The sequence below is a fragment of the Sphingobacterium sp. UBA2610 genome (assembly GCF_002339225.1).
Classification (GTDB): domain Bacteria; phylum Bacteroidota; class Bacteroidia; order Sphingobacteriales; family Sphingobacteriaceae; genus Sphingobacterium; species Sphingobacterium multivorum.
Window position 1 is genome coordinate 95,020 of record NZ_DDKA01000019.1, and the last position, 23,489, is coordinate 118,508.

General features: G+C 41.0%; 18 protein-coding genes. 14 read left to right on the forward strand and 4 right to left on the reverse strand.

The annotated features are described in order from the left end of the window. Positions 1-84 precede the first annotated feature (84 nt). The gene (tpx, locus tag B4Z47_RS13155; RefSeq protein ID WP_070570237.1) at positions 85-585 is read right to left on the reverse strand and encodes a thiol peroxidase; all 501 of its coding nucleotides are present in this window, start codon (positions 583-585) and stop codon (positions 85-87) included. A gap of 147 nt (positions 586-732) precedes the next feature. On the opposite strand from tpx, the gene B4Z47_RS13160 reads away from it, so the two are divergent. The 3 genes from B4Z47_RS13160 to B4Z47_RS13170 all read left to right on the forward strand — a co-directional run bounded on the left by B4Z47_RS13160 (position 733) and on the right by B4Z47_RS13170 (position 3,944). Next, positions 733-1,959, forward strand: a complete 1,227-nt coding sequence (locus B4Z47_RS13160) for an OmpP1/FadL family transporter (protein ID WP_115046477.1) — start codon at positions 733-735, stop codon at positions 1,957-1,959. 22 nt (positions 1,960-1,981) lie between these two features. Beyond that, positions 1,982-3,286, forward strand: a complete 1,305-nt coding sequence (locus tag B4Z47_RS13165; RefSeq protein ID WP_046673692.1) for an SGNH/GDSL hydrolase family protein — start codon at positions 1,982-1,984, stop codon at positions 3,284-3,286. Positions 3,287-3,527: 241 nt separating this feature from the next. Then, a complete protein-coding gene (locus B4Z47_RS13170; protein WP_070570243.1) occupies positions 3,528-3,944 on the forward strand; it encodes an OsmC family protein in 417 nt (138 codons plus the stop codon). A gap of 157 nt (positions 3,945-4,101) precedes the next feature. Here the strand turns inward: B4Z47_RS13170 and B4Z47_RS13175 are convergent, their stop codons facing one another. Continuing rightward, a complete protein-coding gene (locus B4Z47_RS13175; protein WP_115046476.1) occupies positions 4,102-6,474 on the reverse strand; it encodes an outer membrane beta-barrel family protein in 2,373 nt (790 codons plus the stop codon). Positions 6,475-6,659: 185 nt separating this feature from the next. Between B4Z47_RS13175 and B4Z47_RS13180 the strand changes: the two genes are divergently transcribed. Beyond that, entirely contained in the window at positions 6,660-8,003 is a 1,344-nt protein-coding gene (locus B4Z47_RS13180) for a sensor histidine kinase (RefSeq protein WP_115046474.1), read from the forward strand. An 83-nt stretch (positions 8,004-8,086) separates the two neighbouring features. Then, a complete protein-coding gene (locus B4Z47_RS13185; protein WP_070570249.1) occupies positions 8,087-8,761 on the forward strand; it encodes a response regulator transcription factor in 675 nt (224 codons plus the stop codon). Positions 8,762-8,764: 3 nt separating this feature from the next. On the opposite strand, the gene B4Z47_RS13190 is transcribed toward B4Z47_RS13185, so the two are convergent. Further along, positions 8,765-9,820: a DUF2157 domain-containing protein gene (locus tag B4Z47_RS13190; protein WP_115046472.1), complete on the reverse strand. Its 1,056-nt coding sequence runs from the start codon at positions 9,818-9,820 to the stop codon at positions 8,765-8,767. Between the two features lie 156 nt (positions 9,821-9,976). Between B4Z47_RS13190 and uvrA the strand changes: the two genes are divergently transcribed. The 5 genes from uvrA (at position 9,977) to B4Z47_RS13215 (ending at position 17,704) form a co-directional block, all read left to right on the forward strand. Beyond that, on the forward strand, positions 9,977-12,817 hold the full coding sequence (gene uvrA, locus B4Z47_RS13195; protein ID WP_070570252.1) for an excinuclease ABC subunit UvrA: 2,841 nt from the start codon (positions 9,977-9,979) through the stop codon (positions 12,815-12,817). 303 nt (positions 12,818-13,120) lie between these two features. Then, entirely contained in the window at positions 13,121-15,007 is a 1,887-nt protein-coding gene (gene mutL / locus B4Z47_RS13200; RefSeq protein ID WP_088163149.1) for a DNA mismatch repair endonuclease MutL, read from the forward strand. Positions 15,008-15,019: 12 nt separating this feature from the next. Beyond that, positions 15,020-15,706: a rhomboid family intramembrane serine protease gene (locus tag B4Z47_RS13205; RefSeq protein ID WP_088163150.1), complete on the forward strand. Its 687-nt coding sequence runs from the start codon at positions 15,020-15,022 to the stop codon at positions 15,704-15,706. Between the two features lie 11 nt (positions 15,707-15,717). Next, positions 15,718-16,596 carry a rhomboid family intramembrane serine protease gene (locus B4Z47_RS13210; RefSeq protein WP_088163151.1) on the forward strand — a complete coding sequence of 293 codons (879 nt, stop codon included), beginning with the start codon at positions 15,718-15,720 and terminating at the stop codon, positions 16,594-16,596. Then, positions 16,541-17,704, forward strand: a complete 1,164-nt coding sequence (locus tag B4Z47_RS13215) for an endonuclease/exonuclease/phosphatase family protein (protein WP_236560300.1) — start codon at positions 16,541-16,543, stop codon at positions 17,702-17,704. Before B4Z47_RS13210 ends, B4Z47_RS13215 begins: the two co-directional genes overlap by 56 nt. Here B4Z47_RS13215 and B4Z47_RS13220 read toward each other — a convergent pair. Next, positions 17,694-19,316, reverse strand: coding sequence for a S41 family peptidase (locus B4Z47_RS13220; protein ID WP_115046468.1), 1,623 nt, complete (start codon positions 19,314-19,316; stop codon positions 17,694-17,696). The genes B4Z47_RS13215 and B4Z47_RS13220 overlap by 11 nt on opposite strands. 306 nt (positions 19,317-19,622) lie before the next feature. Between B4Z47_RS13220 and B4Z47_RS13225 the strand changes: the two genes are divergently transcribed. From B4Z47_RS13225 to B4Z47_RS13240, 4 genes are all read left to right on the forward strand, one after another. Continuing rightward, complete coding sequence (locus tag B4Z47_RS13225) at positions 19,623-20,192, forward strand: hypothetical protein (protein ID WP_046673680.1); 570 nt, start codon at positions 19,623-19,625, stop codon at positions 20,190-20,192. A gap of 141 nt (positions 20,193-20,333) precedes the next feature. After that, positions 20,334-21,731 carry a class II fumarate hydratase gene (gene fumC / locus B4Z47_RS13230; protein WP_070570264.1) on the forward strand — a complete coding sequence of 466 codons (1,398 nt, stop codon included), beginning with the start codon at positions 20,334-20,336 and terminating at the stop codon, positions 21,729-21,731. 48 nt (positions 21,732-21,779) lie between these two features. After that, complete coding sequence (locus B4Z47_RS13235; protein ID WP_236560302.1) at positions 21,780-22,268, forward strand: fumarate hydratase; 489 nt, start codon at positions 21,780-21,782, stop codon at positions 22,266-22,268. A 63-nt stretch (positions 22,269-22,331) separates the two neighbouring features. Then, positions 22,332-23,486: an MFS transporter gene (locus B4Z47_RS13240; RefSeq protein WP_070570268.1), complete on the forward strand. Its 1,155-nt coding sequence runs from the start codon at positions 22,332-22,334 to the stop codon at positions 23,484-23,486. The last annotated feature ends 3 nt before the right edge of the window (positions 23,487-23,489 follow it).

The following is a 23,489-nucleotide window of genomic DNA, read 5'->3' on the forward strand; positions in this document are numbered from 1 at the left end:
TCGCTTTGTTATAGTTAGCGAATATACATTAACTAAAAAAGCCTTTGCATAAGCAAAGGCTTTTTTTATTCACTCTTATCCTACTTAATTCAACGATGCGATCGCTGCAGCATAATTTGGCTCATCAGCAATTTCTGCGACTTGCTCTTCGTACAATACTTTTCCATTTTCATCCAATGTGATGACAACACGGCTTAATAAACCTGCCAAAGGTCCGTCCGCAATAGCCAATTGATAAGCATCTGAAAAGTTTGAATCTTTATACTCTGATAATGTCACTACGTTATTTAGCCCCTCTGCAGCACAAAAGCGGCCTTGTGCAAAAGGCAAATCTTTCGATATACATAACACCACAGTGTTATCCAACTGAGAAGCCTCTTTATTAAATGCACGTACGGAAGCGGCACAAGTTCCGGTATCTACACTAGGAAAAATATTTAATACAATTTTTTTTCCTTTGAAGTCTGTAAGAGACTTATCGGAAAGATCGCCTGCAGTTAATTTAAAATCAGGGGCTTGCTCGCCAACCTGTGGTAAACTGCCTTTTGTGTTTACTGGATTGCCTTTAAAAGTGATTGTAGCCATATAATATGATCGTTTAATTTTTAGTATCCTTGCACTTAAAGGTACGAGCAAAAAAAATATTACACAACATTTATTAATTTTAGTCAAACATTTATTATGTTAGCATTGTATTTGAAAGAGGAATGTTAACCAAAAATAAACACTAGTATGAAGAAACTGCTATTTTCAATACTTTGTGCAAGTCCGTCACTCCTGTTTGCACAAGGATCTCAAGTGAATCTACAAAGTCCCAAAGCTGTGGGAATGGGGGGAGCAGGTTCTGCTTACTTTTTAGATGAGTCTTCCATTTTTTATAGTCCGGGTGCTTTAGCAAAAATGGACCATAACGCTATTTCAGTTGCCGGTAATGCCGTGATGTACAAATCTGCCTTTCAAGAGGTCGGCAGTACAGTTGTTTATCATACTAGAAATCAGATTTCAACTCCTTTTTCATTATTTGCTGCATTCGGCCCTAAAAACTCCTGGTGGAAAGCCGGTATTGGAGTATACACACCTTACGGTGGGGCCGTCGATTGGGGGAAAGATTGGGTAGGTAAATTCAGTTTGGTCAGCCTTTCGCTACGTGCAATCTATATTCAGCCCACATTGAGTTTCAAACTGACTGAAAATTTTAGTGTTGGGGGTGGTTTTGTATACAACGTTGGTACCGTAGACCTCGAAAATTCTGTTCCGGTATTCTATCCGGACGGTCACGCCGGACTGGCAACCCTAAAAGGAACCGGAACTGGAACGGGGTATAACGTGGGTATTCATTATAACTTAGAAGACGACTTCGCTATATCGGTAAGTTACCGCTCTAAAGTCGTCACCAAACTTAAAAATGGAGATGCAAATTTTGACGTGCCTGAATCGGTAGCAAGCAACTTCCCTGCGGGCAACAAATTCAGTGCTGAATTACCGCTACCATCCACATTTGCCGCGGGCGTTGCCTTCCCTATTTCGGAGAAATTGAAGATGGCTCTTGATGCAACAATCATCAATTATGACATCTATAAGGCGCTAGATTTCGATTACAAAGAAAATACGCCGGTATTGCAAGATACGCATTCTCCAAAAAAATACGATAAAGCAGGATCCGTCAAAGCAGGATTGGAATATATTGCTTCCGACCGCTTGCAATTACGTATAGGTGGCGGTGTGATCGCAACTCCAGTACAGCAGAGTGCTTATGTTTATCCGGAGACACCAGATAACACCAGGTATTTGATATCAGGAGGTTTTACAATAAAACCATCACCAAAATTTGACGTCACAGGTTCCTTTGCATACCAGCGCATCGTGGCTCGCCAATCAACCAATGTGGAGAGTCATCTTTCGGGTACTTATGCGACAAATATTTTTGCTCCCGGTATTGGTGTAAGCTATAAATGGTAATTAACAGCCAAATTTGACTAAGATGAAAAAAAACAAACTTTATATAGCTGCGGCGTTAGCACTTTTAGCGATCGCCTCATGTAAACCTACCTTGGACGAATATACGCCTTCGGCTGGATCGCTTAATTTTTCAAAATATGTTGCCATCGGAAATTCATTGACTGCTGGGTATGCGGATGGTGGACTGTATCTGGAAGGTCAAAAGGTAGCCTATCCAAATTTAATTGCCGAACAGTTAAAGCAAGTCGGTGGTGGTGAATTCAAATCGCCGTTTTTCAGTGAAGATCAAGCCAATGGTTCTGGTTATATTACACTTACAGCGCTCGTCAATGGCCAGCCGGTAACGGCACAGGTAACGGATAAATTGGCCTACCGCTCAGCTTCACCAAAATTATTGACAAAATATACCGATCCGATCAACAACCTTGGTGTACCGGGCATGCGTATGGATATGGCTTTTGTAGCTGGAATAGGATCACAGGCTGGAAATATGTATTTCGAACGCTTGCTGCCTGATGCTGATGCAATGAAAACGTATTTTGCTTATTCCACAGCGCAAAATCACACATTTTTTAGTTTCGCCCTAGGTAACAACGATGCATTAGGCTGGGCTACAAATGGTGGCGTAGAAGATGGACCTACATCAACATTAACCTCCACTGCGCTATTCACATCATTATTGGGCAACTATGTGACGACATTAACCGCTGGCGGACAAAAAGGAGTACTAGCAACAATTCCAGATGTAACAGCAACACCTTATTTTACGACGGTAACCCGTGCTGCTTTATTGGCAGCTGTGAATGCAACAAATCCGCCGACACCGGTAACAAATATCTACATTGCAACAAAGTCAGGTCCTCGTGCAGCTACTGATCAAGATTATTTTGTGCTCCCTTTCTCTTCAACAGGATTATTGGGGAAACCAAATGCGGCACAAATTCCGTACGGCTTACACCCACTGAACCCCGTGGAAGACAAATACGTGCTTGATGTAAGCGAAACAGCAACGGTCGTACAACGCATCAACGAGTATAATGCAGCCATCAAAGCTGCTGCAAATTCAAAAGGTCTAGCTTTAGCTGATGTGCATGAATTCTTGAATAATGTAAAAGGAGGTGTTCGTATCAACGGACTAGCGGTGAGTGCAAAATACATTACCGGAAATGCATTCTCTTTAGATGGTATTCACTTAACACCAATTGGAAACGCCCTAATGGCGAACATCTTTATCAGCGCCATCAATTCTAAATATGGCTCAAAGATTCCACAGGTTGATGTAGCGAAATATCGCGGTGTCAAACTACCCGATACCGTCACAAAATAAAGAGTGATCTACATACTGACAAAAGGCAGACGAATAATCGTCTGCCTTTTTTGTATATTTCCTCTATAAATAAGTTCCTCAATAGGCAGAGGAGAGATCGATAAATTACTTTTATATACTACGCAATTATATTGCATATAAAAGGTAATTTATCTAAGTTTGTTTAGTATAGATTGAACAGAAAAAAACTCGTTTCACGTTCCACAGCCTAAACGAGCAAAAAAGAATAAAATAGAATAAGATGAAAATCAAATTAAACCGTGTCAACCAAGCTGTGCATTTCGAAGCCAGCAGTGAATTATCCCCCGTGAAAGTCAACATCGATGGTTCAGAAGCTATCGGCGGCGAAGGAAAAGGTGTTCGTCCAATGGAATTGGTTTTAATGGCACTGGGTTCTTGTAGCGTCTTTGACCTCCATAGTATACTGGTAAAACAACGCCAGCAAATTGACGATATCCAGGTTGAGGTGGAAGGAAAACGACGCGAAGAAATTCCACAGGTCTTTACAGATATTCACATCAATTTTTTCCTAAAAGGTGAAATTGATGAAGTAAAAGCAGCCAAAGCAGCTGAATTAGCTGTTAAAAAATATTGTTCGGTACACGATATGCTTGCCGCTGGCGGTATTAATATCACGTATTCACTGAAAATAAACTAAGAAATACTTTCCTTGCATCTGATAATCCTCCACATCGCATGTGGAGGATTATTGTTTTTGATCCATGCGGTATTTATTCTCTTTTACAGGCGTATGGAGAATATAACCAAGGAAATAGAATCTCCAGCAGGATTTGACTTTGCCAAAATTAACCGAATTACAAGCGATTCTGCTCTTCTGTTCTTGTTGGCTGATTGCTGCTCTTGACCTTCTGGTTTCCAAAATGATACCGCAGCGTCAGATTCACCTTTCTAGTATCGCGGTAATCTTTATAAAAGTTGTTTTGGTCACCATATTTGGATGATATCGTCATTTTTTCTGTTTTGAAAATGTCCATAAATGAGAGATTCACTTCAAATTTCTTTTTAAAGAATTTTCGATTTGTCATCACATAGGTACTTGAATACCCTGTAATATGAAATGGCCCCTGTATCGTGGGCGATGTAAATGTATTAACCAGTTCAAGGTTCCAACCGGCATCCTTATTCAGCACATAGTTGGTGCTTACGTTTCCGTTGCCGATATACACATCATTCTTGTGCAATACGTCATCAGTACCCATAAAGTAATTCTGGTTATACATCCCCTCTAGCTGCAGATTCAATCCCCAGCGCCCGGTCAGCTGAAAACTCTTTCCTAAGTCTATCCCTGCCCCTTGTCCTTTCTTGATATTGGTATATTGGAAAATAAGTTGGTGATTGTTGTTATCTTGGCGGGAAATTTCCATATTCGGCCACTTCTCAAATCGGTAGAATAAATCGATATTCCAGTTGTTTTTTGTCCAGGTCAGATTCAGGTTATGAACGATCGTCGCCCTTAAACGTGGATCTCCCTGAAAATAGGAAAAGCGATTATAGTAGGACTTAGCCGGATTAAGCCAGGAGTATGCTGGGCGACTAATACGCTTTCCATAGGAAAAACCAAACTGCTGATCGTCAGTCAAGGCATATTGCATGTAAAATGTCGGAAAGAGCACAAAATAATCACGCTTATTGATATCAGCTGGTTCGGATACAATACCTTCCAAATCGGTATATTCTCCCCTTAGACCTGCTTTCCAGCTCCATTTTTTCCAGGCATAGTCCAATGAGCCATACAAAGCCACATTACGTTCTTTGTAATCAAACACACTACTCTTATCAGGCCTTTGCTCGAGCTCTCCTGATTCATCATCAAAGAAAGCAAGGGTACTCGTCGTTTTCACATCGCTAAATTTTCCACCAAACTCCAGCCCCAGCTTCTTTATTTTTCCGGTGAAATCTATCTGGGAAGAAAAAAGCCGATTTTTATTTCCATTATTACTGATAAATCGGGTATATGTGGGTTCCTCCCCCTTAAATCGCAGTGCCGTCAGCACGTCTTGATCATTTGTCGAATGATTGTCAGTGAAGTAGGATGACCAATTTATGCTCCACCTGGAATTAAGCTTCTTTGTTACCTGAAGGTAGAGGTTATTCGTTTTTGTCGATCGTTGATGATCATTGGTGGTAAAATAACTGGACTCCTGTACATGATTTTTATCGTATATAACGGTTGGCACTTCATAAATCCCATAGGTTTTCGGTCCATAATATCCATTTAGTCCAGCATTAACCGTCCAGGTTGTATCGGGTGTATAGTCTATCGAAAACACATAGCTGTTCTGACTGTTATTGGTATCAAATCGATCCATGACACCTTCCCATGAGGTTTGCTCATTTGGATAATAAACATAATTCGTTTCATAGCGTGCGTAAGTCCCTCGTCCGAAATTATACGTACCTCGAAGATTGAATTTTTCATTTTTATAATACTGGGTTAGTCCAAACAGTTGCTTCCAGGTACTGCTTTTTTCGGCCAATGCAACCACCGTGCCTCTATAGCCATATAGGTTGGATTTGGAAAGTTTAATATTGATAATCGTACTTCCCTCAGCTTCATATTTTGCAGGTGGATTGGTAATAACCTCTATCGATTGCACGTCGCTACCTGCTGTATTCTCCAGATAGGCTTTCAGTTCGTCTCTCGTGAGCATCACTTTTCGGTCATTAATGAGGACAACAATATTTTTGTTTCCACGGACCATTAAATCCGCACCATTCACCATCACTAAGGGCGTACGCTTCAAAATATCCCAGCTATTCAATGCTGAAAGATTGGAATTCTGAACGTTGAACTCTAAGCGATCCAACTTACGGATCAATCGGGGAGCTCGACCCACGACCTGCGCTTCTTCAAGTACCTTTGCTTCGGGAATAAGTTCAAGTAACAAAGGGCGTGAAATGGTATCGCTGCGAAAAAAAAGTTCCTGAGACTTGAAGTTCAGATAGCTTGTCCGTAGATAGTATCCACTAGGATGATCCAGCATAAGTATAAATTTTCCAAAATGGTCCGTCTTTACTTCCCGGATCTCCTGATAGTTGCTATCCAATAGCATAACGGTCGCTCCCGCCAGCACAATTTTGTTTGCATCCTGTACTTGCCCCCCGATTTGTTTGGTCTGTGCCGAAAGCAACAAGGGGAAAGCCAGAAAAAATAGGATCAATTTCATGTACAAATAATTAGTCTTTTAATTCTAGTATAGCTTATCCGCATTATTCTATTTGACAATCGCGGCCATTTCATACTGATATGCTATGCTTCAAAAGTGTCTATAGTGACGGCAAATAATGGTTAATAAAGGGTTAATACTGGGTTAAGGTACATTATCTTAGCCCTCAGCAGTTATATTTGTGTATGGAATTGAAACCCAAAAGTTATATCGTCCTATTCACGTTATTTTTTGCCGTACTTATTGGCATACAGGGATATCAATTGTACAATACCTATCAGCTCAAACAGCGTGATATTTTTGCCACTGTAAAAAGTAAGCTAAGTAAGCTTCATGACAATGACAAGCTTTTTGATGATGATTTAATGAGCAAAGACATTGCTAGAGATTACTACATCAAATTGGTTAAACATGAGATAACGGCCGAAAAATTAAAGGAGTTATACCATGCAAACGCCCATAAAACATCCCAGAGGCTAACGCAATATGTCGACAGTCTATTTCAGCCACTTGGAATGGATGTCATTCTGAAAAAAGAAATTTTGGGCATCTATTTCAAGAGCTTAGAAAAACAGATCGCAGCGGGTCCCATTACCATCTACACAACGTCTGGAGCTTTTCGGCGGCCCGTTGAACTTTCCTCAAGCGAGTGGATAACAGAAAAAACAGAAACACAGAAAATCGAAAACAGCATCCAGAGCAAAGAGGTCTTATATACCTTTCTTGTACATAGGAAGACATCCTTTGAGGTGACGAATCTCAACTGGATATTGTTCAAAGAACTTACTTCGCTCCTATTGAGCACCTTATTTATTCTAGCCGCTTTTCTTTGGCTTTTTTATAGAACCATTCAGAATCTCCGAAAACAGCAGAAACAGATCACCGTACTGCACGATGTCGTCGACAATATTTCACATGAACTCAAAACACCTATTGCAACCCTGAAAATTGCTGCTAAAACACTTCGGAAATCAACAGGCGAAAGCATTATAACCGTCATTGAACGACAAGTAAATCGCTTGGAACAAACCCTTGATCCACTTAACGAAAATCTTCAAACTATTGATCAGCCTCCTGTTAAAAGCACAGAACTACAAGCTATTTTCGACGATTTTCAACTGACCAACTGCGCTATTGCATTCCAATTAAGTCTCTTGCCTGACGGCAAACTATGCCTGAGCCCAAATGATGCGACAACACTATTTCAGAACCTGATGAACAATGCCGTAAAATATGGTGCAACTTGGATTAATATCTCTTTTGAGGATCAGAAAGGCAAACTCTCGGTTTATATACAGGATAACGGTTACGGCATGGAGGAGTCCGAGCTACCCTATATTTTCGACAAGTTTTACCGCATCCAAAAAGACAATATTCACGACACCAAAGGCCTGGGAATAGGTCTTTTCCTTGTAAAAAAAATCGTCGATCGTTATCACGGACAGCTTACTGTAACCAGCGAACCCAATGTCGGGACTACGTTTAAAATCCAGCTACCGCATGCGCTTGTCCCATCATCGGAAATATGACCAAAAACAAGGATAAGCTGTGAAAAGACAATAGACGGCCATAGACTAAAGTATTTATATTAACTCAACTACTGAAAACAAAAATGAATAAAATATTACTCGTTGAAGACGATCCCGATTTTGGTTTTATGCTTAAGCAATACCTTGAGCTATCCACATTTGCCATAGACTGGATAGCACAGCCCAATGATCTTACGGAAAATTTCCAGCAGCTAGCCGATTACGATCTGGTTATACTGGATGTTATGCTTCCTCAAATCAGTGGTTTTAGCCTCGCCAAAGAAATCAATGCACTATACCCTACTTTACCCTTTATCTTTTTAACAGCCAAAGAGCAAAAAATAGATAAGCTCACGGGACTAAAAATCGGTGCCGATGATTATGTCACTAAACCTTGTGATCCCGAGGAACTATTGCTTCGCATACAAAATATATTAAAGCGGAATCAGAAAAATAGTACTCCAAAATCGATCGCCATCGGGAGCTATCTATTCCATCCTGAACAATTATTATTAAGCCATGCTTCGAAACAATATAAGCTCACTGAACGTGAAGCCCAACTTCTCCTCTTTCTATGGCAACACAATGATCAGCTTGTCACGCGTGAAGAAATCCTTGAAAAAGTATGGGGAAATGCAGATTTCTTCACAGGAAGGAGCATGGATGTCTTTATTACCCGGATCCGCAAATATTTAAGCCTGGATCCTAATCTGAGCATCAGTTCGAATAGAGGTGTCGGATTTACGATTCAATTTTAAGAGTTATCCAGCAATCTCTTCCTTCCGTTTGTTCCATAATTTCTCTGCCCAACGGCCGACAAACCAAAAGGACACGGCCAAAATTAAAAAGAACACTGCTCTATTGATATTATCCCAGAGATACTCGACATAGCGGGTATAGATATTGAGCACTAAAAATACAAAGCCTACTTCTCTGCTGACGTTATCTTTCGCTTTTAAGCCGTAGACAACCAGGAATACCGACACGGCAGTGGATAAAATACCCCAGTAGAACATATGGTATTGACGTACAGTCGTCCATTCATAGAAATCAGCATAATTTCCAAAAATAGAAAGGGTCCACAAGGAGACCATCAGGTAGATCAACCCTACAATATAACTGATAGGCTGAAAGATTTGCAGGCGTTCGAACCGCGGTTGAACCCAAACGGCCAAAGCGGTGAGCAGCGCTCCGAAGATGGTAAAACGAAGTGGGTAATTCATTCCCCAAAACTTAAAGCCCCAATTGCTATGGTAGGCGGTCTCGGTCGCAAACCATACGCCCAAGGCCAAAAGCATAAACGTCCAAATCAGCTTACTCTCGAGCTTGACGGCAAGAAAGCCATAAATCGCCACGGAGAGTAAAAATAACAGCGAATAGTGCATCGTATCTTTGTCCAATACTTTACCCATAAACCCGATACAGGCCGCAGTTCCGAAAACTCCAATCAGCATCATGGTTTCCGTGGATAGATTTTTATAAGGATAGCGTTTCTTATACCGAAAACCCAGCGTATAGAATAATACAGCCACGGCAGCGAAAAAGAAGCAAAATAGGATATTAGGTGCTTCGTAGAGTGTATCCACAAAGGCCAAGAATGATGCATCTGTAAACAACGAAAAGACAGCGAAGACCAGAGATGCCAAGGCAATCCAAAAGGCATATCTAGCCAGTTGTCCCCAATCAAAACTTTTCACGTCTAAACTATCCATCAGCTCGTTCGCTTTTTGCTCATCTAATAAGTTCTCTTTCTTCCAAAATTGGACAATATCGTCGATCGATTGTTTCTCTTGTTTGCTGACGTCGTATTTTCGCATAAATTTAGATTTACTGTGCAAGGTACATTATTTTTTTAAATCACTTGTATATCACATTTTGTTCCAAAAGTCAGAAATGCTCGCATAATTCCTTTAAAATCTGTAATTTTGCATGTTTTGCATTTAATCCCTAACACGGGACCTTAAGGAGTTTTCATGGCAGTAAAAAGAAGCCCAGATTTGGGCGAACAAAGTGAAGTTCAGGTATTTGGAGCGCGTGCGCATAATCTAAAAAATATAGATGTTTCTTTTCCGAGAAATGAATTGGTTGTTATCACAGGTTTAAGTGGCAGCGGAAAGTCTTCCTTGGCTTTTGACACCATTTATGCCGAAGGACAACGTCGGTATATGGAGACATTCAGTGCCTACAGCCGTCAGTTTTTGGGCGGCATGGAACGTCCGGATGTGGACAAGATATCGGGCTTAAGTCCAGTGATCTCCATTGAACAGAAAACCACCAGCAAAAACCCGAGGTCCACTGTTGGAACCATTACTGAGGTGTATGACTTTATGCGTCTACTATTTGCCCGAGCAGGAGAAGCTTTCTCCTATGTGACTGGGAAGAAAATGGAGCGTATGTCGGACGATCAGGTTATCGAACGGATTTTGACTGAGTTTGAAGGACAGGCACTGAACATCCTGGCACCAGTGGTTAAAGGGCGTAAAGGCCACTACCGGGAGTTGTTTGAACAAATCCGTAAGCAAGGTTATGTGAAGGTACGTGTGGATGGAGAAATATTGGACCTTGTTCCAAAAATGCAGGTCGACCGCTACAAAATACACGATATTGAAATCGTCGTAGATCGTCTGAAAGTAGAGCGTGAAGATAAAAAGCGCTTACAAACTTCCGTGATGCAGGCGATGAAAACAGCGAAAGGTATCATCAAGGTCTCCACGAAAGATAATCAGGAGCAATTCTATAGCCGTTATCTCATGGATGCCGAATCGGGGATCTCTTATGATGAGCCACAGCCAAATACCTTCTCATTCAATTCCCCATACGGTGCGTGTCCGACATGTGATGGTTTGGGCTATATTTTTGAAATTGATAAGAATGCCGTTATCCCGGATAAAAAACTAAGTATTCAAAAAGGTGGTTTGGCTCCTTTGGGACCTACCCGGGAAAATTGGACTTCGGAAGTCTTGAAAGCTGTCGCAAAAAAATTAGATTTTACCATTACAACACCGCTTGAAAAACTAACTGAAGAACAGATTGACCAGCTTTTATTTGGCAATAAGGAAGAGCCTATCGTTGTCACGGTATCTTATGGAAGTTATGGCACACGTGAATATCGTGTTGAATTTGAAGGAATCTTTAAGATGCTGGAAGAGTTTTCGGGAAAATCATCGGATGAGGCACCTTCTTTAGATGACTTCAGAACGAAAGTGACCTGTCCAACCTGTGCGGGAGCTCGTCTGAAAAAAGAATCGTTACATTTTAAAATTGCGGATAAAAACATCCATGAGCTCTCAACGATGGACATTACATCCATCAAAGAATGGTTTGATCAGGTAGAAAGCAAACTTGATGAACGCCAGCTCATTATTGCAACGGAGATATTAAAGGAAATCCGCGCACGTTTAGGCTTCCTGCTGGATGTCGGCCTAAATTACTTGACCTTGGACCGTACAGCTAAAACACTTTCGGGTGGTGAAGCACAGCGGATCCGTTTGGCCACACAGATTGGTTCCCAACTGGTGAATGTACTTTATATTCTGGATGAACCGAGTATTGGGCTCCATCAGCGGGATAACGAACGTTTGATCAATGCGCTTAAAAACCTACGCGATATTGGCAATTCGGTCCTTGTTGTGGAACATGACAAAGACATGATCCTACATGCCGACCATGTTATCGACATGGGACCTGCTGCAGGCGTTCATGGTGGGACTGTGGTTGCCGAAGGTACACCAACAGAAATCCTAAAATCGAACTCTTTAACAGCAGCTTACCTCAACGGGACAAAAGAGGTTAAGATTCCCGAGAAACGCCGTGAGGGCAATGGAAAAACATTGTCATTACATGGAGCAACCGGACATAACTTAAAAAATCTGTCTGTCTCTTTTCCATTAGGAAAACTCATTGTTGTATCGGGTGTTTCAGGTTCGGGTAAATCAAGCCTAATCACAGGTACTTTATACCCGATTTTGAATAAACATTTTTTCAGAGCCAAAGCAATTCCACTTCCTTTCAAAAAAATTGAAGGGTTAGAACATATTGACAAAGTCATCGAGATCGACCAAAGTCCTATCGGCCGTACACCACGGTCCAACCCTTCGACCTATACCGGTGTATTTTCGGATATCAGAACTTTGTTTGTTCAACTTCCAGAAGCTAAGATCAGAGGCTATAAACCAGGAAGATTTTCCTTTAACGTCAAAGGTGGTCGTTGTGAAACCTGTCAGGGAGCCGGGCTGAAAGTCATCGAAATGAATTTCCTTCCCGATGTACAGGTTCCTTGTGAAACATGTCACGGAAAACGCTACAACCGAGAAACTTTAGAGGTACGCTACAAAGGAAAATCCATTTCCGATGTACTTGATATGAGCATCAACGATGCTGTGGATTTCTTCGAAAATGTACCGAGTATTTACCGAAAGATCAAAACACTGCAGGATGTAGGTTTGGGTTATATCACCTTAGGACAGTCCTCCACAACCTTATCGGGGGGTGAGGCACAACGGGTAAAATTGGCTACTGAACTTTCTAAAAAAGACACTGGAAATACATTCTATATCCTTGATGAACCGACAACAGGTCTTCACTTTGAAGATGTCAATGTCCTTATGGGCGTTATCAATCGTCTGGTCGAGCGCGGGAATACCATTTTGATTATTGAGCATAACCTTGATGTCGTTAAATCGGCCGATTGGGTCATTGATATCGGTCCCGAGGGTGGCAAAGACGGCGGGCAGGTTCTATTTGAAGGAACACCTGAAAACTTAATTAAAAATAATAAAAGCGAAACAGCACGTTTCTTAAAATTGGAAATGTAATGCCTTTGAAACGGCAGCCGCGAAGTATTATATTTCGTGACTGCTGTTTGCTCGGGATGGCTCGGTTATTGCGCAGGAATGTTTTCCAACTCCTTGAGCTTTGTCTTACATGGGGCAATAGATATCGCACACTGACTTTGACGGCCGAGGAATAGGGCGCAACTATTTATCAATGCCATCCATTTCATTTGTATAAATGAACACATTAAAGGTTTTTGCTTTTAAAGAACATACGGAATGTCCAGTTGATTTTCATCAGTGTTTATACGCTGTAAATATGGATATTTCTTAACTTTGTATTATATGTCGGATATTATTCAATTACTTCCAGATAATGTTGCTAATCAGATTGCGGCGGGAGAAGTGGTGCAGCGACCAGCGTCTGCCATTAAAGAATTGATTGAGAATGCTATTGATGCTGGAGCTGACAAAATAAAACTTATTGTTAAAGATGCAGGCAAGTCATTGATCCAGGTCATTGACAATGGCTGTGGCATGAGCGTAACTGATGCTCGTCTTTGTTTTGAACGTCACGCAACATCGAAAATTCGTAAGGCTGAAGACTTATTCGCTATCCGTACGATGGGTTTCCGTGGTGAAGCAATGGCATCCATTGCTGCGATTGCACAGGTAGAGCTCAAAACACGCCGCATTGAAGATGAACTGGGTACAGTTGTTGAGATAGAGGGATCAAAAGTTGTCAACCAATACCCGGAAGCTGTTGCTGCCGGGACAAATATTTTAGTTAAAAATCTTTTTTACAATATTCCTGCACGGAGAAACTTCCTAAAGAGCAACTCGGTAGAAATGCGTCATATCATTGATGAATTTCAACGTATTGCTTTATCAAATCCACAGATTTTCCTAACCTTACATAGCGACGGAAATGAGATCTACCATTTGCCGGCTGAGACGCTGAAACAACGTATTGTCCATATTTTTGGCAACAATTACAATCAGCGACTTGTCCCTGTGGAAGAAGATACGTCCATCATCAAGGTAGAAGGTTTTGTTGGGAAACCTGAATTTGCAAAAAAAACACGTGGTGAACAGTTTTTCTTTGTCAACAAACGCTTTGTACGTGATCCATACCTGCACCATGCAGTCATGAATGCTTATGAAGATATTTTACAGGCCGAAACATTCCCTTTCTATGTATTATTTATCGACATAGATCCTGCACGCATCGATATCAACGTACACCCTACCAAGACCGAAATTAAGTATGAAGACGATAAGGCTATTTACGCCATTATCCGTTCAGCCGTAAAAAGATCGTTGGGACGGTACAATATCATGCCATCTTTGGATTTTGAACAGGAAACAAGCTTCACCAATCTTATTACAAAAAAGGCATTAGATGAAATCATCGTTCCAACGGTAACTTTTAATCCAGACTTCAATCCATTTGATACAGACAAATCGAAATCCAATTCGAGCTACACCCGTTCAGAAAGCTACGCTGAAGGACTTAACAAGAAAACAGGTGGCATACCTAGCAATTGGGATTCCCTGTACCAAATCGTCGAAGAGGAGGAATCTGTTCAGCTGCCATTGCATGCGGAGCCGGAATTGCATACGGATAGCTCACAGGTCATTCAGGTCGAAGATAAGTCATCCTCAAAGCTCTTTTTTCAGCTCCATAATAAATATATTGTCTCTCAGATTCACTCTGGATTTATTCTAATTGATCAACAGGCTGCACATGAACGTATTCTCTTTGAGCAATTTCTTGCGCAACTGGACCAACATAAAGGGCTGAGTCAGCAAAGTTTGTTTCCACAGACTTTGGACCTAAATGCTGCAGATAATGAATTAATGAAAGACCTTTTGGAGGACATCAATGGCTTAGGCTTTCAAATTCGTGAATTTGGAAAAAATTCCTATATTATTGACGGAATTCCTGCAGACTTAGGGACAGGATTCGACGAAATAAAGATGATTGAGAAAATATTGGAGGATTACAAAAACAATCAATCTGAGTATAAGCTCGCTAAGCGCGAAAATCTTGCAAAAAGCCTTGCCCGTAATGCGGCCATTAAACCTGGTACCGCGTTGGACAATACAGCAATGGCAGAGCTTGTGGACAGACTATTTGCCTGTCACTCACCCAATATCTCCATCTATGGCAACCCTGTGATTGTAACATTTACATTGCAAGAATTAGCGGAAAAATTTGGCAAAAATTAGAAGATAAAATATATGTTTCCACAACTGACACCTGTTATCAAGAATTTATTGATCATCAATATCATATTTTATATTGGATCACAACTTGTACCTGTAGCATATGATTATCTTGCGGTCTATTATCCGGACTCCCCTTATTTTAAAATTTGGCAGGTGATCACGCATATGTTTATGCACGACAAGAACAATATTAGCCATATCTTCTTCAATATGTTTTCCCTGGTCATGTTCGGTCCTATGATTGAGCAGGTCCTTGGTTCAAAACGTTTTTTAAATTTCTACCTGGTTTCGGGAATCGGTGCCTGGTTTCTTTATACAGCTGTAAATGGTATACAACTCTATAATGCGACAGGTTCTTTCGCTCCACTTCACGGCATAAGCGGAAACGAACTTATTGCCATGGCCAATACCGGAAATAATGAAGCACTAACCTACCTCATTCCGATGTTGGGGGCCTCAGGAGCCATTTATGGTGTTCTATTAGCATTTGCCTACCTTTTTCCAAACATACCGCTTCAATTTTTGTTTATTCCTGTACCAGTCAAAGCAAAGTATATGATCGGTGGATTCATTCTCATCGAAATTTATATGAGTTTGTCTAGACCAGGGGATTCTGTGGCTCACCTGGCTCATGTCGGTGGTGCACTATTTGGCTATCTACTGCTTAAACTGTGGAAGATTAGAAAAGGAATTTATTAATATCGTGCGCAATGAATAACATCGGTTTAAAAGATTTTTGGAGACAAACCTATAAAACTGGCTCGCCCGTACCTTTGGTGATCAGTATTCAGGTCTGTTTATTTGTCCTCATTTATTTTTTAGACCTGCTCTTCGAATTAAAAATTGTACCACAAAGCTTTTTGGAACCTACGGTGCGTCTATTAAGTTTACCGAGTAATTTCTCAAGCTTTATTGCACAACCCTGGTCATTGGTTACATCGAATTTCGTTTACGTCAAGCTCTGGACCATACTTTTTGATAGTCTCTGGCTCTATTGGGTCGGTCAGATCTTCTTTACCTTCTTAAACAAACGGCAATTTCTATTTGTCTATATCGCCTCATGGCTGCTCGGCAGCGTGCTCTATATGGGCTTTGGGTCACTTATTCCCATGCCAAGTAACTTACAGCTTATGGGAGGTTCTCTTCCCCTGGCAGCGGTATTAGCCGCGATTGTGACTTTGGTTCCCAAGTACGAATTACGCTTTCTCCTTATTGGTACTGTTAAGCTAAAATTAGTGGCTATTATTTATTTTGGATTGGAATTCCTTACCCTTACGATGACCAATCGACCTGCTGCCATTTCGTATTTTGCAGTTATACTTTTTGGAATGGGATTCACTTATGCGCTAAAATCGGGAATGGACTGGTCTACGATTTTTCAGAAAAAACAACAGAAGCCTGCAAAAATGAAAGTCGTTGTAGGTAACAATATTCCGACAAATCGGAAACATCGTTATGACTTACCCAATCAGGACGAAATCGATGCTATCTTAGATAAAATTTCTGTTTCTGGCTACGACAGTCTAACGAACCATGAAAAAGAAACGCTCTTTAGGGCAAGCAATAGTGGTGACAAGGTTGATGGATAAAAGGACATTTTTAAGAAGAAAACTGGGCTTTATAAGTAAAACAATGTTCCTGGCAAATATGCTTGCGATCGTTGCATTGCTTATGAGCTATTCGGCTACCTTCATTAATCCCAAATCCTTTTGGCCAATTGCATTTATGGGCCTGGGCTACCTTCCAATTCTCCTTATCAATATTGGATTTATCTTTTACTGGCTACTCCGCAAACGAAAAATTGCACTTTATTCACTCGTTACAATCCTCATTGGATGGCCTTTTTTAACTAAGCATTGGAATATTCGCAAAGAGAATGCCCCTGTATCATCGGAGGTACGTACGCTTCGCATCATGACTTTCAATGCTCATCTGTTCAAGAAGGTAAACGATGAGAAAAAGAACTTTAAAGCCGACGTTGTCCGCATTATTGACAGCATCTCTCCTGATGTGATCTGCTTTCAGGAATATATTAGCAAGATTAAGGGAAAACATGTTTTCTCTGAGGAATTCAAAGATAAATTGGGATATGACTATTTTTTCTTTGAACCGAGCTCTAAAAACGATTATGAGGCGTATGGAATGGCTGTTCTTTCGCGTTTCCCGATCTATGATTCAGGAACCATCAGAGACAACGATTACGGAATCAACCGGATTAGTTATGTTGATATCAAAAAACAGGACACCCTGATCCGCATCTACAATATACATCTACGTTCTTTTGCGCTGCAAAATGAAGACAAGGAATTTATCCAAAACCTGTCCAATAATAATGAATCGGATAATTCGAGGACCCGTAAATTGAGCCGCAAACTTAAGAATGCCTTCGAGCTACGCAGCGAACAGGCGCATTCGTTAAAGAAGCACATGAATGAATGTCAATATCCTTATATTGCCGTAGGTGATTTCAACGATACGCCAATGAGCTACTCGGTCAATCTAATTGGAGACAGGCTGTATAATGCATTTAAGGAGAAAGGTAATGGCTGGGGAGTAACCCATCATGCCCTGCTTCCGATCTTTCAGATCGACTATATTTTTGCTAGCCAGAAATTTCAGGTAATGAATTATCAGATTGTCAAACAGAAATTATCGGATCATTACCCCGTGTGGTCTGATCTTAGGCTTAAACCTTAGGCATCTGATAACCCAATGTTTTAAGACCTATTTCAATAAATTTATCCCTTCGGTTTTTGATTTTGTAATATGCTTCACGACCAAAATAATAGCGACCGACCAAGGCCTCGATATCGGATTGAATCAAATCATGTAAGTTTTTTGCTTCTTTGGCGGTGACCGAAATCCGCTTCTGACTGTTGAGATATGAAATAAATAGATCAAATTCTGTTGTCGGTAAGTGGTAACCGCTAATAAAATTCTCGATAGAATATGCGGGCAAATGTTTCGTGAAGCGATCATAAACAAATTCTTCGATCGCATTGGAATGAAATATCTCGCGGTATTTGGCACTGGTTTCGTTGGTGTCAATCGGAATAGTAACATCCGGAAGAATACCACCACCACCAAAAACAAGTTTCCCTTTGCTGGTGGTAAACATTTCTTTTTGGCTGAATTCAGTGTCCATCGTCCATAAATCGAAGCCTGTCATGTATTTCGCAGCATCAAAATTGGCGCGTGTGTATTTTCGCTGAATGCATCTTCCAAGAGGGGTATAGTAGCGAGCTACAGTCAGATTGATTGCAGAGCCATCCGAAAAGTCAAATTGTTCTTGTACTAAGCCTTTACCATAGGACCTGCGGCCGACAATCGTTGCCCGATCCAGATCCTGAAGAGCACCGCTCAAGATTTCGCTTGCTGATGCCGTACTTTCATTGATTAGCACAATGACACGGCCATCACCAAAATCGCCAGCTTTCTCCGAATAGAAATCCTGGCGCAGCTCATTGGCACCCTCGGTATACATCAACAATCTTTTTTCTTTAAAAAATTGCCCCGCCAGATCAATCGCCGTATGGACAAATCCACCACCATTGTTACGCAGATCCAAAATAAGATCCTGCGCCCCACTTTTCCGTAAATCTATGAGCGACTGTCTGAATTCGTCTGCTGTCTTATGCCCAAATCTCCGAATTTTCACATAAGCTGTTTTCGGAGCGATCATATAGGATGCATCTAAGCTGGAAACATTTACCTGATCGCGAATGACTTTTATTGGATTGGCCATTACCACTCCATTACGTTGAATAGCAATCAATACAGCTGTTCCTTTCTTTCCACGGATTAACCTTTCAATTTCGGAATCGGTTACCTTTCTTCCGACAAGATCCTTATTCCCGATCTTTAAAATGCGGTCGCCGATACGCATACCTGCTTTTTCAGCGGGACCAGCAGCAACCATTCCAACAACAAGTAGCGTATCTTTCAGACGGAAATACTCCACACCGATACCATCAAATGTTCCTTCAAGCGTTTCCTGCTTTGCAAGCACTTGATTCGGCCTTAAAAAGGTGGAGAAAGGATCTAAACGGGATACGACATGTTCAATGGCTTCGTCTTGAACGGTATCTATACTGACATTATCAACGTAATTCTCAGCAATTAATTGAATGAGATATTGTAATTTGTCCGAGTTGCCATTCGAGCGTAGACTCGAAAAGGTTGTTTTTTGGTTGCTTCCCTGCTCCTCGGCATAATTTTGCCCCAACAGCAAGCCAAGAAGCAATACTGCAGCATATGTAGCGGCTACAAAAATATTTCGTTTAATACTTTCTGCATGGGAAATCTTCATGAATTATCGAAGATGAGACAAACTATTCAACAATTAATTACTTCATCAAAAATAGCAAGTTTATTCGGTTAAACGAGCACCTGAACCCATATTTTTACATTAAAAATAAAAAGTTCCCTTCCTTGTTTTCAGGCGGAAACAGCGTCTTCCATGGCTAGAAGTCTTTGTAAAAAATTAAAAAATAACAACAGAACAGCCGATAAGGGCACCGAACATTTAATTTCAACAGATGAAGATGATGTCTATAATTTAACTTGCAAATGCGCGTAAATTTATCTTAGTTTGAATTGAAAAAGATTCCACTTTATGCACGAAATCGAACCTTATTACAACTGGCGGGACTATTACATTGCCGCTGAAGATGAACAATCCCCATTTTATGGTACAATCTATAGCGAATTCGATTTTGACAAGCAGATCTATAATTTTCTTTTGCACCCACAATGGGACGAATTCGGTTCGCTTACCTTATATCTAAAAATACTATTTGTGGACTATGAAAAACAATACTGTATTATCGAGCTGATTGGTGAATGGAATGATGCGATCTACAATGATATTATGTTGCTCAAGCGAGAAATTATCGATGTATTGATCAGTCAAGGCATCAAGTATTTTATTCTAATCGGGGAGAATGTACTGAATTTTCATGCTTCAGACGACTCTTACTATGAGGAATGGTTTCAGGATATCGATGATGGCTGGATTGCTGGCGTCGGTTTCCGTGAACATGTGATCGAAGAGTTCCAGCAACAGAATATAGATTATTACATTAATTTCGGTGGCGCATTGAATGAGCTACCTTGGCGGGCATTAAAACCGAAACAAGTTTTCCACCATGTGAATGATTCCTTAACAAAACGTCTTGGTTTTTAGATCTGCTTATTGGGTTTTATTCTCAATCCTTATTCTTTAATCCTTGCTCTTTACTGTATTATCCTGTAACTTTGTAATTGATGTATTAGGTGCTTCGCACATATACTTATAATTTTTACGTTTTACTTATACTTACATACTATGTCATTCAGAATTGAAAAAGACACGATGGGTGAAGTTCAAGTCCCTGCAGACAAATACTGGGGTGCACAGACAGAGCGTTCACGCAACAACTTTAAAATCGGACCGGCAGCTTCGATGCCACACGAAATCGTCGCAGGCTTTGCTTATTTGAAAAAAGCAGCTGCTTATGCTAACCACGAGTTGGGGGTATTACCTGTAGAGAAACGTGATGCAATCGCTACCGTATGTGATGAGATCTTAGCGGGCAAATTGGATGACCAATTCCCATTGGTTATCTGGCAAACGGGTTCAGGTACACAATCCAATATGAATGTAAATGAGGTTGTCGCAAACCGTGCACAAGTATTGGCTGGACATAAGATCGGTGAAGGCGAACCTGTGTTAAAAGCAAATGATGATGTAAATAAATCGCAATCATCTAACGATACTTTCCCTACAGGAATGCATATCGCGGCGTATAAAGCTGTTGCAGAGGTTACAATTCCAGGTGTAGAAAAATTGCGTGACACATTAGCTAAAAAAGCTGAAGAGTTTAAAAATGTCGTAAAAATTGGCCGTACACACTTAATGGATGCTACTCCGTTGACTTTAGGTCAAGAGATTTCAGGTTATGTCGCACAATTGAACCATGGTCTGAAAGCTTTAAGAAATACACTTTCGCATTTATCAGAACTTGCATTGGGAGGTACTGCAGTAGGGACAGGATTAAATACTCCAAAGGGGTATGACGTTGTCGTTGCTAAATATATCGCCGAATTTACAGGCCTACCTTTCGTAACCGCTGAAAACAAATTTGAGGCATTGGCAGCTCATGACGCAATCGTTGAAACACACGGTGCATTAAAGCAATTGGCTGTAGCATTAAATAAAATTGCAAACGATATCCGTATGTTGGCTTCTGGCCCACGCTCAGGTATCGGTGAAATCCTGATCCCGGAGAACGAACCAGGATCATCGATTATGCCAGGTAAAGTTAATCCAACGCAATGTGAAGCATTGACAATGGTCGCGGCACAAGTGATGGGTAATGATGTGGCTATTACGATTGGTGGAACGCAAGGTCACTATGAACTAAACGTGTTCAAACCATTGATGGCGGCAAACTTCTTGCAATCTGCTCGCCTATTAGGGGATGCTTGTGTTTCATTTGAAGAGCACTGTGCAGCTGGTATTGAGCCGAACTACAAACGCATCAAAGAATTGGTTGACAACTCATTGATGCTGGTAACCGCTCTAAACACAAAAATTGGTTATTATAAATCGGCAGAAATCGCGCAGACAGCGCATAAAAATGGCACTACGCTTAAAGAAGAAGCAGTGCGTTTAGGTTATGTGACTCCTGAAGATTTCGATGCTTGGGTAAAACCAGAAGATATGGTTGGAAGTTTAAAATAAGCTGTGACTTTTATTTCAATAAAAAATATACGAACAAAAACATACCTATTGGCGCTTGCCATAGGTATGTTTTTCTTTTTTACAGCCTGCAAATTCAATTCGGATATGCAGAGCGAAGGTGCCCCCTTTTTACAGGGAGAATGGGTCCAAGACAGCATTCCTGGACAGCAGCAGATGATGCAATACACCTTGACCGACTTCAAGTTTACCTGTGACTCTGTTTACGCGACCATGCACGTCAACAATAAAGTACAAACCATACCAGATAGCTGTTACAAAAATGGCTCCTGGACAGAACATGCAAAAGGTATTTATGTTTTGCGCGGAGACTCCATCATTGTCGATGGTATCTATACCAAGGAGAATGGCAAACAGAAGATTTCAGGTTGCTATCTTTCCGGTCAGTATATCCCCCGCTTTAAAGTCGTTTATCATACTGCAGATTCGGTGGTACTGGAAAGCAGGTTAGATCAACGTCAGATCATCTTAAGAAAGACTAAAAATATTACTTGTGTCCCTCAAAAAAGGTATCAATAATTTTTAGTACAATCTATTTACTATCTTCGTACCATTATCGTACAACCTCAACCTTAAAATACAATGAACAAAGGAATTATCGCTTTGGCATTTGGCGGACTTGCCATCGGAATGACCGAATTCACGATGATGGGCATCCTGCCTGACATTGCCAAAGATCTTCATATCGAAATCCCTACCGCTGCTCACCTGATTGCACTCTACGCACTGGGTGTCGTTGTAGGTGCCCCAACATTAGTGCTATTTACAGGAAAATATCCTCCGAAGAAGGTATTACTCTTTTTAATGCTGCTCTTTTTTATCTTCAATGGCCTTTTCAGTATTGCACCGGGACAGTTTTTGATTAGTCTCTCCCGTTTTATGGCCGGACTTCCCCATGGAGCATTTTTTGGTGTTGGGTCTGTCGTGGCAGCAAGACTGGCTCCGAAAGGAAAAGAAGCACAGGCTATATCCATTATGTTTACCGGAATGACTATTGCCAATTTGGCTGGAGTACCACTCGGCACCTATTTAGGCCATCATTATTCATGGCGTTTAACGTATGGTATTATCAGTATATTGGGATTAATCACTTTTGCAGCAATTTATGCATGGATGCCAAAAATTGAGGCCGCCAAAGGAAATAATATCTTTAGTCAGTTAAACTTCTTCAACAAAAAAATTGCCTGGTTATTAATGGCTATTATTGCCATAGGCACCGGTGGACTTTTCGCCTGGATCAGCTACATCGCGCCTTTGGTGACCAATGTGTCGGGCATCGCTGCTGATCGTGTCCCCTTGATTATGATCCTGATCGGTGTTGGTATGTTTTTCGGAAATCTTATCGGCGGAAAACTGGCTGATACAATCTCCCCAACCAAAGCGGCAATCGCGAGTTTCTCCGCTATGGCGATATGCCTTGTGATGGTCTACTTTATATCACCACTGGGCTGGACAGCCTATCCTTTAGCCTTTATTACAGGACTGGTGTCCTTCACTATTGGTTCGCCGACACAACTGATGTTGATCCGCGCCTCAAAAGAAGCAGCAACATTGGCCGCAGCAGGTGGTCAGGCAGCCTTTAACCTCGGGAATACCTTAGGTGCATTTTTAGGTGGAATCCCAATAACCTGGGGTTTAGCTTATAATACACCTTCCCTCGTTGGTGTGGGCATGGCGAGCATTGGAGCACTCCTGACTTTGCTATATTTGAAAGTCTACGACAATAAAACTCAATAAAAA

What these genes read in the sequence shown, in the direction of transcription:
- tpx (WP_070570237.1), bottom strand. Translation starts at nt 585, where the DNA reads ATGGCTACAATCACTTTTAAAGGCAATCCAGTAAACACAAAAGGCAGT.
- B4Z47_RS13160 (WP_115046477.1), top strand. Translation starts at nt 733, where the DNA reads ATGAAGAAACTGCTATTTTCAATACTTTGTGCAAGTCCGTCACTCCTG.
- B4Z47_RS13165 (WP_046673692.1), top strand. Translation starts at nt 1,982, where the DNA reads ATGAAAAAAAACAAACTTTATATAGCTGCGGCGTTAGCACTTTTAGCG.
- B4Z47_RS13170 (WP_070570243.1), top strand. Translation starts at nt 3,528, where the DNA reads ATGAAAATCAAATTAAACCGTGTCAACCAAGCTGTGCATTTCGAAGCC.
- B4Z47_RS13175 (WP_115046476.1), bottom strand. Translation starts at nt 6,474, where the DNA reads ATGAAATTGATCCTATTTTTTCTGGCTTTCCCCTTGTTGCTTTCGGCA.
- B4Z47_RS13180 (WP_115046474.1), top strand. Translation starts at nt 6,660, where the DNA reads ATGGAATTGAAACCCAAAAGTTATATCGTCCTATTCACGTTATTTTTT.
- B4Z47_RS13185 (WP_070570249.1), top strand. Translation starts at nt 8,087, where the DNA reads ATGAATAAAATATTACTCGTTGAAGACGATCCCGATTTTGGTTTTATG.
- B4Z47_RS13190 (WP_115046472.1), bottom strand. Translation starts at nt 9,820, where the DNA reads ATGCGAAAATACGACGTCAGCAAACAAGAGAAACAATCGATCGACGAT.
- uvrA (WP_070570252.1), top strand. Translation starts at nt 9,977, where the DNA reads ATGGCAGTAAAAAGAAGCCCAGATTTGGGCGAACAAAGTGAAGTTCAG.
- mutL (WP_088163149.1), top strand. Translation starts at nt 13,121, where the DNA reads ATGTCGGATATTATTCAATTACTTCCAGATAATGTTGCTAATCAGATT.
- B4Z47_RS13205 (WP_088163150.1), top strand. Translation starts at nt 15,020, where the DNA reads ATGTTTCCACAACTGACACCTGTTATCAAGAATTTATTGATCATCAAT.
- B4Z47_RS13210 (WP_088163151.1), top strand. Translation starts at nt 15,718, where the DNA reads ATGAATAACATCGGTTTAAAAGATTTTTGGAGACAAACCTATAAAACT.
- B4Z47_RS13215 (WP_236560300.1), top strand. Translation starts at nt 16,541, where the DNA reads ATGAAAAAGAAACGCTCTTTAGGGCAAGCAATAGTGGTGACAAGGTTG.
- B4Z47_RS13220 (WP_115046468.1), bottom strand. Translation starts at nt 19,316, where the DNA reads ATGAAGATTTCCCATGCAGAAAGTATTAAACGAAATATTTTTGTAGCC.
- B4Z47_RS13225 (WP_046673680.1), top strand. Translation starts at nt 19,623, where the DNA reads ATGCACGAAATCGAACCTTATTACAACTGGCGGGACTATTACATTGCC.
- fumC (WP_070570264.1), top strand. Translation starts at nt 20,334, where the DNA reads ATGTCATTCAGAATTGAAAAAGACACGATGGGTGAAGTTCAAGTCCCT.
- B4Z47_RS13240 (WP_070570268.1), top strand. Translation starts at nt 22,332, where the DNA reads ATGAACAAAGGAATTATCGCTTTGGCATTTGGCGGACTTGCCATCGGA.